General features: G+C 45.7%; 14 protein-coding genes. 4 read left to right on the plus strand and 10 right to left on the minus strand.

Annotated features, from left to right (window positions below; all coding sequences use genetic code 11):
- Positions 1-186 precede the first annotated feature (186 nt).
- Together LCM29_RS07125 and LCM29_RS07130 are read left to right on the plus strand one after the other, a co-directional pair.
- Positions 187-1,482: a DNA polymerase thumb domain-containing protein gene (locus tag LCM29_RS07125; RefSeq protein WP_224861685.1), complete on the plus strand. Its 1,296-nt coding sequence runs from the start codon at positions 187-189 to the stop codon at positions 1,480-1,482.
- Positions 1,479-1,808, plus strand: coding sequence for a YolD-like family protein (locus tag LCM29_RS07130; protein WP_214746123.1), 330 nt, complete (start codon positions 1,479-1,481; stop codon positions 1,806-1,808). The genes LCM29_RS07125 and LCM29_RS07130 overlap by 4 nt, the downstream gene beginning before the upstream one ends.
- On the opposite strand, the gene LCM29_RS07135 is transcribed toward LCM29_RS07130, so the two are convergent.
- The 7 genes from LCM29_RS07135 to LCM29_RS07165 form a co-directional block, all read right to left on the minus strand.
- Positions 1,805-3,361 (minus strand): SulP family inorganic anion transporter, encoded by a 1,557-nt coding sequence (locus LCM29_RS07135; RefSeq protein ID WP_224861687.1) that lies wholly within the window; start codon positions 3,359-3,361, stop codon positions 1,805-1,807. The genes LCM29_RS07130 and LCM29_RS07135 overlap by 4 nt on opposite strands.
- Before the next feature lie 228 nt (positions 3,362-3,589).
- Positions 3,590-4,231: an ATP-binding cassette domain-containing protein gene (locus LCM29_RS07140; RefSeq protein WP_214820587.1), complete on the minus strand. Its 642-nt coding sequence runs from the start codon at positions 4,229-4,231 to the stop codon at positions 3,590-3,592.
- Positions 4,232-4,242: 11 nt separating this feature from the next.
- Positions 4,243-5,736 (minus strand): hypothetical protein, encoded by a 1,494-nt coding sequence (locus LCM29_RS07145; protein ID WP_224861689.1) that lies wholly within the window; start codon positions 5,734-5,736, stop codon positions 4,243-4,245.
- Between the two features lie 12 nt (positions 5,737-5,748).
- Positions 5,749-6,528 carry an ABC transporter permease gene (locus tag LCM29_RS07150; RefSeq protein WP_224861691.1) on the minus strand — a complete coding sequence of 260 codons (780 nt, stop codon included), beginning with the start codon at positions 6,526-6,528 and terminating at the stop codon, positions 5,749-5,751.
- A gap of 3 nt (positions 6,529-6,531) precedes the next feature.
- Positions 6,532-7,272, minus strand: coding sequence for a permease prefix domain 1-containing protein (locus LCM29_RS07155; RefSeq protein ID WP_224862770.1), 741 nt, complete (start codon positions 7,270-7,272; stop codon positions 6,532-6,534).
- The gene (locus LCM29_RS07160) at positions 7,265-7,621 is read right to left on the minus strand and encodes a PadR family transcriptional regulator (RefSeq protein ID WP_224861693.1); all 357 of its coding nucleotides are present in this window, start codon (positions 7,619-7,621) and stop codon (positions 7,265-7,267) included. Before LCM29_RS07160 ends, LCM29_RS07155 begins: the two co-directional genes overlap by 8 nt.
- A 182-nt stretch (positions 7,622-7,803) precedes the next feature.
- On the minus strand, positions 7,804-9,216 hold the full coding sequence (locus LCM29_RS07165) for an NAD-dependent epimerase/dehydratase family protein (RefSeq protein WP_224861695.1): 1,413 nt from the start codon (positions 9,214-9,216) through the stop codon (positions 7,804-7,806).
- Between the two features lie 181 nt (positions 9,217-9,397).
- Between LCM29_RS07165 and LCM29_RS07170 the strand changes: the two genes are divergently transcribed.
- Together LCM29_RS07170 and LCM29_RS07175 are read left to right on the plus strand one after the other, a co-directional pair.
- Entirely contained in the window at positions 9,398-9,538 is a 141-nt protein-coding gene (locus LCM29_RS07170) for a hypothetical protein (RefSeq protein ID WP_224861697.1), read from the plus strand.
- Between the two features lie 81 nt (positions 9,539-9,619).
- Positions 9,620-10,120: a hypothetical protein gene (locus tag LCM29_RS07175; RefSeq protein WP_224861699.1), complete on the plus strand. Its 501-nt coding sequence runs from the start codon at positions 9,620-9,622 to the stop codon at positions 10,118-10,120.
- Positions 10,121-10,210: 90 nt separating this feature from the next.
- On the opposite strand, the gene LCM29_RS07180 is transcribed toward LCM29_RS07175, so the two are convergent.
- The 3 genes from LCM29_RS07180 to LCM29_RS07190 form a co-directional block, all read right to left on the minus strand.
- Positions 10,211-10,675 carry a GNAT family N-acetyltransferase gene (locus LCM29_RS07180; protein ID WP_214693536.1) on the minus strand — a complete coding sequence of 155 codons (465 nt, stop codon included), beginning with the start codon at positions 10,673-10,675 and terminating at the stop codon, positions 10,211-10,213.
- A gap of 547 nt (positions 10,676-11,222) precedes the next feature.
- A complete protein-coding gene (locus LCM29_RS07185) occupies positions 11,223-12,182 on the minus strand; it encodes an HNH endonuclease (protein ID WP_224861702.1) in 960 nt (319 codons plus the stop codon).
- 71 nt (positions 12,183-12,253) lie between these two features.
- A complete protein-coding gene (locus LCM29_RS07190) occupies positions 12,254-12,862 on the minus strand; it encodes a hypothetical protein (RefSeq protein WP_224861704.1) in 609 nt (202 codons plus the stop codon).
- Positions 12,863-12,882: the final 20 nt, after the last annotated feature.

Consider the following 12,882-nt stretch of genomic DNA (forward strand, 5'->3'; position numbering starts at 1 on the left):
GTGAATCCGGAGATTTTTTTACTAAAACTTCCTAAAAGTTGGTTTTGTCATGTTAAAAACCTATAAATTTTGGTTAATTTTCAAAAAGTCTTTGTAAAAATATTTTCAATTCACTATTTGAGACGGCGTGAGACTGTGTTACGATGAGAAAAACAGAACATTTGTTCGTAAAAAGGAGTGGTGACGATGCGCAGACGAATCTTTTGTATCGACAGCGTCTCGTTCTATGCCAGTTGCGAGTGTGCCGCGCGCAACAAAAATCCTTACCGCACAAAGCTTGTCGTCCTCTCAAACCTCCAGGATAGCGGGGCACTCGTCCTGGCGGCGACCCCGAAGATGAAGCAGCTCGGCATCAAGACCGGGTCGCGTCGCTTCCACATCGACCGTCTTCCGTGGCACGAACGGAGGGATGTTTTGTATGCCGAGGCGCGGATGAGTCATTACTTGAACGTCTCCATCCAAATCATCCACATCCTCCATCAGTTCGCCCCACCCGAAGCGATTCGCGTCTACTCGATTGACGAGACGCTCGTCGACATGACGGGGACGGAGCGGCTATTCGGAAGTGACGAGCACGTCGCACACCTCATGCGCGCGACGATTTTTCGCTATACAGGCATCCCTGTGACGATTGGTATCGGACCGAACAACGTCCTCGCCAAGCTCGTCCTCGACTTGCATGCGAAAAAGGAAGGTGTCGCCACGTGTCTCCTCCACGATGTCGAACGGCTCATCCATCCGGCGCCGATCGAGAAGATGTGGGGTGTCGGATCGAAGATGGCGGTCCACCTGCAGCGGCTCGGTATTTGGACGATTGGTGATTTGGCCCGTTATCCGCTCGAGTCTCTTCATGAAAAATTCGGCGTCATCGGTGCCGAACTCTGGCATCACGCCTGGGGCATCGATGAGTCGCCGACCATCTTGCCGGCGAGCTCCTTATTCGGGGCGAAACGGACACGACCGAAGTCGATTGGACACGGAATCACCCTCATGAAAGATTACACGACGTACTCCTCGATTCGGCTCGTCCTACAAGCGATTGCGGTCGAGGTCGGGATGCGGACCCGGCAAGCGGGACTCGTCGGAGGAACGATTCATCTCGGGGTACGCTATACGCGGACGAGCGACCGAGGTGGGTTCAGTAAACAAAAGAAGCTCCCCCGCTTCACAGCGGACGAGCAAGAGTTTTTACCCATCTTGTTGCAACTATTTTTAGACGGCTGGGAAGAGACAGAGGCCGTCCGCTACGTCTCGGTCGCACTCGGCAAACTCGAGCCACGGAGCGACCACGTCCAATTGTCGTTCTTCGAAGACGAATGGGCGAAGGCGAAACGGCTCGACTTCCTCGATTTGATTGACGGTTTGAACGTCCGGTTCGGTCGCGGCACAATCCGACCGGCGTCGAGCTTACTGAAAGACAGTCCGCTTCGGACGCGCCAACGCTTAATTGGCGGACACAAACAAGGAGGCGATTCCTCATGAGTAAGACCCGCTATCGTGACCGAGGTGAATTGAAATGGATCCCATTTCTCATGCCCGAGCACGTCGCTCTATTGAAACGTTATTATGCCCAAATTCAAAAGATCGAACTACCCGACTTGGACGAACAACTCCTCTATCTTTGGCAGACCGAGCTCGAACGAGCCATCCGTGAAGGCGACCAGGTCGAGGTGACCTTGTTCGTAGACGGCTTGACGAAAAGCATGCGCGGCTACGTCCACGCCATCTATTATGCCGAGCGCGAAGTCGAACTGTTCGACGGTGAAGTACGGCGCGTCCCATTCGGAGATATCTTGTCCGTTCGTTAAGACGCCTCGATTGCCTCTTGTGTTGTCTCGAACGTCTCAATCCCGTCGAGTAGTCCATAGTGAGCAAGCGTTGCCCGGACCGACGGTGACAGGTGCGCGAAGATGACGTGACGGTCGGCCGCTTTCAGTTCGGTGACGACACGACGCAACTCCTCGACTGCGGTCACATCGATGACCGGGCAGCGGTGGAAGTTGAAGATGAACACGTTCGGCTCCCGATGGATGTGATGGAGGACGTGCTCGAACAGCTCGACCGCACCGAAAAAGAGCGGACCTTCTACACTGAAGACGATTTGTCCGTCCCGCGTGACGTAACGTTCTGTCCGTTCACGCACGTCGATTGTATCCGCCATCCGCTTCGCAAAGAGCGCGAGCGCACAGATGACCCCGACCTCGACGGCGACGACCAAATCAATGAATACCGTCAATAGTAGCGTGACGAGCAAGACAAGCGACTCGGATGAACGATGACGTAACATCGCCATCACGTGATGACGCTCGGACATGTTCCAGGCGACACGCATCAAGATTGGAGCGAGTGCGGCGAGCGGCACGTAACTCGCGAACGGTGCGAGGACGAGCACCGCAACGAGGACCGTGATGCCATGAATGACACCGGCGCGTCGGCTGACCGCTCCCGCCTGAATGTTTGTCGCCGTCCGAGCGATCGCACCTGTCGAAGGGATTCCGCCGAAGAACGGCGTGATTACGTTCGCGATCCCTTGTCCGAACAGTTCCTTGTCCGGCTTCATCTTCGTCCCCGCCATCCCATCGGCGACCGTTCCCGAAAGAAGTGACTCGAGCGCACCGAGGAATGCAATGGCGAACGCAGACGGAAGGAGCGTCGTGATCAAGTCGACGTCGATGGCGAGCCAGTTGAATTTTGGCAGTCCGCTCGGGATGCCGCCGTAGGCACTCCCGATGGTCGCGACTGTACCTGGGATGAGGAGACTGACGAACGTCGGGACAAGCATCGCCATGAGTAAGAGCGGTAAACGAAACGGCAGCTTCGGCACGAGCCAAAGCGTCAAAAAGCCGATCCCGGCAATGACAATCGGCCACATCGATGCTTCGGGCAACGCCTGACCGAGACGAAGCAGATTCTCGTGAAAATGTGGCGCCTTTTTAAATGTGACCCCGAACAACTCATCGAGTTGGTCGACGAAGATGACGACGGCAATCCCGGCCGTGAAGCCGATGGTGACGGCACGGGGCATGAAGCGGATGAGCCGTCCGACCCGAAGCACACTTATGAGGAACAGTAAGATCCCCGCAAGAACGGTCGTGACGAGCAATCCCTCATATCCGTATGCGAGAACGACACCCGAGACAATCGGGATGAACGCTCCCGTCGGTCCGGCAATTTGGAACGTCGAACCCCCGAACAGGCTGACGAGGATTCCAGCGAAGATGGACGTGTAGAGCCCATACACCGGCGGGACCCCTGAGGCGATGGCGAATGCCATGGCGAGCGGGATGGCGACGACACCGACCGTGATTCCGGCCGAGATGTCCTTTTGCCACATCTCACGTGTGGAGAGTGAGTCTTGCATCATACATTCCTTCTTTCCAATCAGTTCAAAAACGAGTTTAGTGTACGCCTGGAAAGAGGGCTTGTAAACGGGTTGAGAAAAACATTAACAGAATGTACAAAAGAACTTTTAATCATCAGTTTAAATTGCTTTTGTTGAATACGACGTGAATAATTCTTCTCATCTATCATCAATTTGATTGAAACATACAGAAGGACGCACCTCTTAGATACGTCTACACGGTACAACTCATACAATTTTCTCAAGCTTGCCACGGTTGATTCGATAGACATCCTCACATAAGTAATCGATATCTTCTTGATTGTGACTCGTCATTAAAATAGTCTTCCCTTCTTCTCGGAAAGCAAGTAATAGTTCACGTAACGATTCGACACTATCATGATCTAATGCATTGAACGCTTCATCCAAAATCAAGATGTGTTGGTTTTCCATAATCGCCTGTGCGATAGCAAGTTTTTGCTTCATTCCAAGCGAATAGTTTTTCACTTTTTGTGAATTGTCTGGGTTTAATCCTAAAATCAACATTGTCTTTCGAATTGTCTCTTCATCAATCTGATTTTGAATTTGTGCCAGTTCTTTTAAGTTTTCAAATCCTGTCTTATTGGCAATATAACCTGGACGATCGATAATCATACCGACACCTTCCGGGAAGCGCTGCTCTTTTCCAATTTGTTTCTCCTCAACGTACACTTCTCCATGATCAGGGAACACAAATCCACACATCATTTTGAACAAGACGGATTTGCCAGATCCGTTCGGTCCGACAATTCCGACAATCCGCCCTTGTGGAACAGTCAAATCCACCGCATCAAATAACAAATTGCCTTTGTAGGATTTCGTTACATTTTTTAATTCGATCACTGCAGTCATATTCATCCTCCTCATACATGCAAACTTCTTCTTAACAACAACGTGATCCCGAGCATCAGTACAATCAGTGCTCCAAGCAACTGTATAAACACGGTCCACATCGAAGTAGACTCAAGAACGATTAACGCGTTCATTCCGATTGGTAACCAGTTGACATGCAGACTTGGAAATAAAAATAAAGACAACAGACCGATAACGGTCGGTACAACATATACTTCTCGAATCATCCAAGACAGCATGAAGCAAAGCAACGTATACACGAGACACTGCAAAACAGTACTCACAAACAGAAAACCTAAAACGCTCGCGAAAGCATACCCCTGATAAGTTTGATGGACGTCAAATGGTACATTCGACAGAAATGCCATCAGTAAGGTCAGTCCAATTAAACTGAGTGTAAGGATTGAGAAGAACACAGTCTCCTGAAGGAGAATATTGCGAAACCAACGATGCGGACTCTTATAACGAATCAACTTGTAATGACTAATTTCCAAAAGTTCTCGCTGCATGCGAAGTTGACTCATATAGGTCGCACCAAAAAAGAGAATCACATAGGACATAAAGGACAAATAAGAAAAATAATCTGCCCCCACTCCAATGAAGGTTGCTACGATCACTTCATCAGCCGTCGCCCCTTCTCTCCTATTCAAAATTCCGTTGTAAGAAATATGAAGGATAGCCAACCCAGCATATAAAAGGTATGCTCCGTTCCCTCTCCATTGCTTCCACTCTATTCGTTGAATCGTTGAAAGTTGACGGAACAGCAGCCCTTGACCCAAGATCATTCCTGTCAGGATGAGCGCAGCCACAATCAAATTTGAATACGAAACGGACGTCATTGAAATAGATAAATATGTTGTCGGCGATAGAAATGAGAATTGCTCGGGAAATAATTTAAATCCAACGACCCCAAGTAAAAATGTGAAGATCGCTTGTGTGTACAACCATCCTTTTTTAGCATGAAGAAGAAAAATCCCAGCTAACGAAAAATGAACTGTCGTCAGAAAAAGGAACCATAAACAAAGCTGAACGGGTAACGGGTACCAAGGAAGCGAGAAGCGACTTTGCAATACACTCGTCGCATTGACTTCGGTGACCATCTTCGTGTAATCACTCCAACTGGCTTCATATGGTAGTCCAATCATCATCAACGTACTGAGTATAAACAACACGGTAAATAGTGGTGCGGCTTCTACAAAAAATAGTTTTAGCGTTCGGTAAATCCAAGCTTGTGGAGTCAACATTCGAATGAGTACCTCATGACGATACTCCCGAATCAAAATCCCAACTGATAAAAATAACATGACAGGAAAGACAAAGTACGTCAGAAGATACATATCCGTCATAAGGGCATAAAATCCGTCCCATACATTCACCTCGACCTGATTTAAACGTACCGTGTCTAATATCTGTCGTTTTACCCTCAAACTATAGAGAAAGATGATGACCCCAACAAAGAGCCAGCTCCTTTTTGTAAATTCATTCATCAATCGATCAACGACCATTACTTCTCCTCCTCAAAAACTCCACTCCCGGCGTGACCGTAGATGGAATAAATAGATGCCGACACCAATGGAGAGAAAAAGAAGGAATGGCACGAAAATTGTCCAAATCGGTTGTGCCGTAATATTAAACGGAAATAGTGTGCTAAGCGGCGAGAATTTCGGAACCTGAAAAATCCCTGCCACAAAATTAAGAATGTGGTATGCCAAAAATGGGATAGAGATGGCTACAAATAAGTTGTCGAGTGTCAAAATCAACAGATACGCCATCGTCGCATACAACGACCCGTTCACACCAATCCAAACAGCATAAGAGAATCCATAGAGCATCGGATGAATCTCTTGCAAAAAGGAAAACGTCGTAGTCGGGATCACTACTCCGTCTGTCACAGCGGTGTACTCAACTAAATGGAATAGAGGTTCCACGTACATGACAAATAAAAACGTCATGAAAATCATGGAGAATAGCACGATCCCGCTCAAAATCGCATTAACCAAACCTTTCGCAACCAGATACACAGATAAATCGATACGTGTTCGTGTATACGTCAAAAAATTGTGCCGATATTCAGCCAAGATATTTGGCAAAAAGATTAAGATGGCTAGCACCGGAAACAGCATGGCAGGAATGGTAGATACACTTTCTTCAAACACCTCGATTGGGCTAAAGAACTCATACCGATCCCGAATGGTCATAAATTGCACGAACGGCACGATGAAAATGATACCGATGTATACCATGAGAGAACGCGGTGTCCATAAATTAGTGAATTCACGTCGAATAAGCTGCTTCATTCGTTAGTCCTCCTTTTCCGTGGAGACCAATTGATTGGCCATCCAATAACCGAGCACGTTCAATAAAAATAAAAGCGTAAGACTCCACACGTTCAATCGTCTGTTTATATGTAGATTAATCACACCCCATACCATCGATAAGACCAGATAAATCGTCAATCCAATCAATAAAAGGAAACTGCCGATTTTACGTGGATCAATGACATCAATGACAACTAGCAATCCGTTCTCCAAATATGAGATTTCATTCGAGATGAGTCCCACAGCACCCGACCACCGCTTGGCCTCTGAGAAGACCTGTTGAGAATTGCTATAGTCTGAAATCGTCACACCATGAATCAATCGACTCGTCTCGAGAATGGCTTGACTCATTTCTTCATCTGTTGAAGATTCAACAATATTCAGGTATACGGCATCCGCAAACACCAAATCATAGCGCCCACCAATAACAATCAACGTGATGAACAGGAACATCGATACAATCGCGATGCTAAATCCGATTTGAAGCAGTTGCTTCGCAAAACGATTTTGTTGAATTTGCATCATTTGAATGATGGATTCCGCTTGCTCAGCCCCTCCAAACCGATTGAATGCAATGCGAGTGGCATCTGACTCTGAGTGACCTTTAATCATCAAATCGTGAATCGACTGCTCTAAATGAGTTCGCGTCTCCTCTTTTAACTCAATGGTTTCTTGCAGGCGCGAGTCTGCGTTTTGATAGAGTTCGTCAATGTATTCATCCACGTGCTTCAAACGAATCACCTTCTTCATGCAAAAATAGGTTCATCAATTGTTTCACAAGACGCCATTCCACTTTCTTTCGTGCCAAGACGGCTCGTCCATCTGTCGTGATCCGATAATACTTCCGTCTTCCCCCGGGCCCTTGCTCGTCTCCCCAATAAGATTCCACACTCCCTTTTTTCTCAAGACGTTTTAAAGATAAGTAGAGTGTCCCTTCCTTTAACTCGAACGCTTCATCAGTACGTGTGTGTACGACTTTGGCGATTTCGTAGCCATACATATCCTGATTGTTGAGTAACGACAGAATCATCGTATCGATATGACCTTTCAGCATTTCTTTGTCGATTTCCATAGTGCCCTCCATTCATCATCTAATTCAACTTACCTAATTTTCCCATGCTAATACCTCGTTATGCAATGTATTTTTATTTTTGAGTCTTCTGGGTACATTAACATTAAAAATCAGATGAAAATCGAGACCATTGGGCATAAAAAAAGAAGACAGGGTCACTGTCTTCCTCTACTTCATCACATTTAATTCGTCGGAGCCTCTACGACTTGATCACCGTCTTCCGCGTCTTTCGCCAGCAACTTCACGTGACGGCCGAACAGCCACATGACGACGAGATGGGCTTTCGCCTGAGTCTTCGTATAGAACCACCACGGAAGTGCCGGTACGAACTCATGGATGGCGACGAGTCCTTCATCCGACTCCGGTAATCGTCTAAACTCGAGACGTCCCGTCTTATCCTCTTCACTCAATTTGACGAACTTCCCCCCGTCAATCGCAAAGGATGCCATATCATCCGTCGCTTCTCGTTCAAGTGATAGATGAAGTGCGACGAATGACGGATCTAGCAGCGCGATCTCCCAATCATCGTCTTCTTTTGTAGTCTGAATGAGCGGATACATAAAACGACCGAGCCATTCAAAGTACGTGTCCGCCATCCAAATTGCCGACTTCTCTTCCGGCAGACCGAACCGCTGAATCGAGCGGACGGTATACGACTTTGGCTGCTTTTTCTTCTTGCCGCCCGAGGACTGTTTCTTCTCTTCTTCAAGGGCATGTTCGACCGCCTGTTTGAATGGAATCTCTCCCTGCCCGATGCCTTCGACGGTATCTTCCGCCACCATCGCGTGCCCCATGCTCTCGACGAGCGGATAGACGGTTGCCTTCGGTTCACCCGTGACGGCCATGACCCATAGGCGCGACAGTTTGATTGTCGGGAATGGGAAGTCGATCAAGACGCGACGCTTGTCCATGACTTCGGCCGTCTGTTCAATCATCTTCCGATAGGTCATCACCTCGGGACCCCCGATGTCGATATGACGGTCATAAAGCGATTCGGCACCGACGACCGAGATGAGGGCCTGAACGGCTTCACGGATGTCGATCGGATGCGTCTCCGTCTTTGTCCACCGTGGCAGGATCATCGACGGCAATCGTTTAACAAGCTTCGCTAAAATCGGGAACGATGAACCTTCTGGACCGATGATAAGCCCAGCCCGAATCGTCGTCACCGGGACGCCTTGTCCGCCGAGGATACGTTCGACCTCGAGCCGACTCTTCAAGTGACGTGACAACGTCTTCTCTTGTTTCGGAATGATGCCGCTCAAATAGACGATTTGCTCGATATCGTTCGCCTTCGTCGCCCGGGCAAAGTTATCGGCAATGAGCGCATCCATGTCTTCAAACGTCGCCTGCGTCAAGCCACCATCCGGAATCATCGAGTGGACAAGGAACATGGCGTAGTCCGCTCCCTCACATGCTTCTCTTGTTGCCTCATATGAAAATAAGTCACAGGCACGCCATGTGATATGGGCTTCATCTTCTTTATTCTTCGTTGATCGCGACAACGCGATGATATCGTACTCTTCTTTCAGCTGTTCCATCACATTCGAGCCGATATAGCCGCTCGCCCCCGCAATGACAATCGTTTTTCGCATAAAGCTCACTCCCCTTAGTTTTCACATAGAGGTAATGTACCCGTCTTTTCGAAAAAATAAATCAGTCTAAGTATGTAGAGCCTGCCCGTTCGATACGTAATAAAATGATAATAATTAGAAAAAGGAGTAATATTAATGGTATTATGGTATTTTTTTGCTTGGATTGGGAATGATCCTCGTCGTGAGAGGGATTGTAAGTAGCGCGAAACAAGGTGGATTGATTTTAGTCGGGCTTGTGATGATCGGAGTATCCATATTTATGTTCCAAGATGGCAGCGCGGACTTGGTCGCAAGTTGGTTTGATCAAATCACGGGTCGATAGACCAGCAGTGGAATAAATCGATATCACTAGTTATAAGATTGGTAACCAACAGACTTCAATTTATGTGGAGGGAACACGACGATGAAACGGTTCAAACGAGTAAGTGCCATGGCGTTATTCGCCTTGATTGGGTTTGTTCTTTTCCACTATGCGACAGAGTCAAAGACAGGATCTGCTGCATGGACGACAGAAGCTGCGACACATCACTTCAAAGACATCTTAGACGCGCAACGAGTAGCAATTGAAGCACATACCCCGCTCGAAGATATCGAGCGAACGAAACTATCGCACGAAGATGATCTCGTTCGACTCGTCCTCGGTCAGCGGGATTGGGTCGAGCAGTTCCAATATACAATTCAGGATGTGCAAGTGGAGGAAAAAGGCGGTTTCTTATATGCGAATGCATATGTGACGAGACATCTTACATTCCAAAACGGTGTAACGACTGGGCTTGGTGACGAGATGACGATTCAATTGAGATCTCCGAATGAGGCAATAGAAGAAGTCGAGCTTGATAATCATAGTGTGACACAATCGGAACAACCTTTTTTCAAACGCTGGGTCAACCGAGTGTTGGATTGAATAAATCCCACTATCCAATTGGAAGGTGGGATTATTGTTAAAACGATAAATCTATGCCGCCACTCAAATAACGTTAAATATAGAGTCCTCTCATAACTGTTTGTTCATGGCGATGGACGCTTCTTGGAATCCGAGTCGTTTATACAATCGCTGTGCGTCTGGGTTCGTACCAAATACACTTAATCCAATGGATGTTGCACCAAGTTCTTCTGAGGCGACTTTCTCAAGTTTCTCAAACACTGCTGTCGCGTATCCTTGTCCACGGTACGTCTCTTCAATCAAAATGTGATAAATGAAAACACGTTTCGATTCAGCTTGAAACGCATACCACAAAATCCCGACACGAGTGTCTTCGTTCATTACATGAACAACGGTCTGCCCTTCCCCGGGGCGATTATCTGGGAAGAGGTCGTGAATCAATTGTGTCGATTCCTCTTGCGCCAATACCATCGGAAGTTGATAGTTTCGTGCCACATCTTTTGCATAATCGTCAATCAACCAAGTCACATAATTCGCGATTTCTTGTTCCGTCATCTTGTCAAAATGAATGGTCATCTGTTTACCCCTAATCGTTTTCCTTTAGTGTAACATACAATTTTTGGAATAAGTATTTTTAACGAAGCCCAGATTTTTGTAAAGTTAACGTATGCTATAGGAGTGAATTTAATTTCATAAGCTTTACCAAACCCAACTTGCAAACTTTTCGAAAAAAGTCGCCTTCACTATCATGTTGTTCCTCCTTGATTTTCCATCTTGTAAGGACGTTCACGTCAATACATTCTCCGAATCGACTAACCCATTCATGGAAATCACTCTTCAGTGCGTTAGAAATCGTGAAGACATCCATCTCTATCTTGTATTGACAGACCGAATAGCATATCGGATCCACTTCCATATCGGCCTCTATCGTATGTCTTTTTCAAATTTTCACAATCACAAATCCTTTTTATCAATTCGCTACCTTATTTCTTTTTAATACGCGTCCAGACATAAATACATTATCTTCTTCATTCATTCATTTTAGATTTTCTAGTGTCTGACTATAATGAATACTAAACAAAACTAAACAAAAGTCGAACCTAATTGATAAGGTTCGACTTTTTCACGTCTTCGGTGCCCAACTATTTTCAAATCCATTTTGAACAGCGTAATGATACAAATGAATGAGTTTTGACTCTTTGTATGTAGACAAATGTTCTGACGTACGCAGTTCATGATTTCGTTCTACCAAAGTATAAAGATAATCAATCTTCGCTAATCGATTATTCTTGCTTGTATTGCACGTCGGACATGCAAGAACAAAGTTCCATAAGACATCGTTTTGCATATAAGACCAAGGAATGAAATGATCAACGTGAATCTGTTTTACCGGCTTTAAGCAATAAAAACACGTTGAATGACCGTGGCTTAATAAAATTTGTTTAAACTCTTCAAGCGATTGACGCACAGACACAAACTCCAGCTTACTCAAGATCCGTTTCATCGCATCTTGTGAATTGTACTTCTCTAAGAAGACGGCTAACTGATAGTTTGTCACGTTCATTAGAATGCGTTTGTATTTTTCAAAAAATACAACATACACCGGAACGAGCTGAATCCACTCTTCTTTTCGATTAAAGGAGTAAATCGTTTCGTTAAATGAGCGATAGAAAGAACCATATACGTATTTTTTATAAAATTGATTCACGTTCCGGATCAATTGACTTTGTTGATGTTCTGGTAAGCGATCGAAGTTCCAATCTCGTGGGATGTCATTTTCTTTCTGAAAGGAGACCATATCTTTTTCAACAGCGCTCTGCTTTCCTAGTTGATTCATCTGTGTCAAACCATGTGTCACAATGAGATTCCAATAGATTTTCGTCACATGTTTAGCAATCTGATGGAATGACACGACACCTGATTCATTTAATTCTGTTGTACATTCAAGTAACGCCTTCATCAATACATGTTTGTACGTAGTCGTGTGAGAAGCGTTCATCAGAAATTGTTGCGTAAAGCGCCATAAGTCAGATTCGGTTAAATACGTATCTTTTGCCTCAGCGACACTTAAATCCCATCCCAATGGCTTCACCTCCATCTACTCGTTGCACTATTGATTATAACGAATACAGATAGGAAGTGGATCGTGGTGCTTCATACAGGAGCAGAAAACTCTCTTTTGATTTGTTCGATATCAATCATTGTTTTTTCATGAACGTACTGAACGAGCACATCATACTGTTCGACCGTATTCAGTTTTTTGAATTTCTCCACATCCCCTTTAAAGCCCGTGAAATAATCACTTTGATACTCCGGGTTGTTGAAAAGTCTCAAATATTCCATATAGTCTTTGATTGTTATTTGACTCACGATGTGAGAGAGAATGGCTTCCCACTCTTTTATCCGCCCCTCATGAATCTGTTTTTTGATAACGATGTCTTGTGCTTGCTCCATTTTGATTTTTTGAATACATTGCTCCACTTCCAACTTATATTCAAGTAACTCATCGCGATTTTGAGTATCCAACGTAGGAATCACTTCAGTTAAATAGTACTGATACCGTTGCTTTCGAGGATGCTTGTTCTTGCCTTTAGCTACTTTAGAGCTTTGATTGAGATCATCGGATTTATTTAATCGTTTCTTTAAATTGATTGACTCTAAAGCTCCAATGATTTCTTTGTTATGTTTTAATGCAAGTTCGACCACTGTCGGACCATATTTTTTGACTCCATTCACAATAAGTTCAGTCGATTTTTTAGACATGAGGAATTCTCCTTTGATAT

The organism is Exiguobacterium aestuarii (assembly GCF_020171655.1).
In the GTDB taxonomy this organism is placed as follows: Bacteria; Bacillota; Bacilli; order Exiguobacteriales; family Exiguobacteriaceae; genus Exiguobacterium; species Exiguobacterium aestuarii_A.

Bases quoted from the DNA above. Each gene is read 5' to 3' on its own strand.
- LCM29_RS07160 (WP_224861693.1), bottom strand. From the start codon at position 7,621: ATGGAAATCGACAAAGAAATGCTGAAAGGTCATATCGATACGATGATT.
- LCM29_RS07180 (WP_214693536.1), bottom strand. From the start codon at position 10,675: ATGACCATTCATTTTGACAAGATGACGGAACAAGAAATCGCGAATTAT.
- LCM29_RS07190 (WP_224861704.1), bottom strand. From the start codon at position 12,862: ATGTCTAAAAAATCGACTGAACTTATTGTGAATGGAGTCAAAAAATAT.
- LCM29_RS07135 (WP_224861687.1), bottom strand. From the start codon at position 3,361: ATGCAAGACTCACTCTCCACACGTGAGATGTGGCAAAAGGACATCTCG.
- LCM29_RS07150 (WP_224861691.1), bottom strand. From the start codon at position 6,528: ATGAAGCAGCTTATTCGACGTGAATTCACTAATTTATGGACACCGCGT.
- LCM29_RS07175 (WP_224861699.1), top strand. From the start codon at position 9,620: ATGAAACGGTTCAAACGAGTAAGTGCCATGGCGTTATTCGCCTTGATT.
- LCM29_RS07140 (WP_214820587.1), bottom strand. From the start codon at position 4,231: ATGACTGCAGTGATCGAATTAAAAAATGTAACGAAATCCTACAAAGGC.
- LCM29_RS07125 (WP_224861685.1), top strand. From the start codon at position 187: ATGCGCAGACGAATCTTTTGTATCGACAGCGTCTCGTTCTATGCCAGT.
- LCM29_RS07145 (WP_224861689.1), bottom strand. From the start codon at position 5,736: ATGGTCGTTGATCGATTGATGAATGAATTTACAAAAAGGAGCTGGCTC.
- LCM29_RS07165 (WP_224861695.1), bottom strand. From the start codon at position 9,216: ATGCGAAAAACGATTGTCATTGCGGGGGCGAGCGGCTATATCGGCTCG.
- LCM29_RS07130 (WP_214746123.1), top strand. From the start codon at position 1,479: ATGAGTAAGACCCGCTATCGTGACCGAGGTGAATTGAAATGGATCCCA.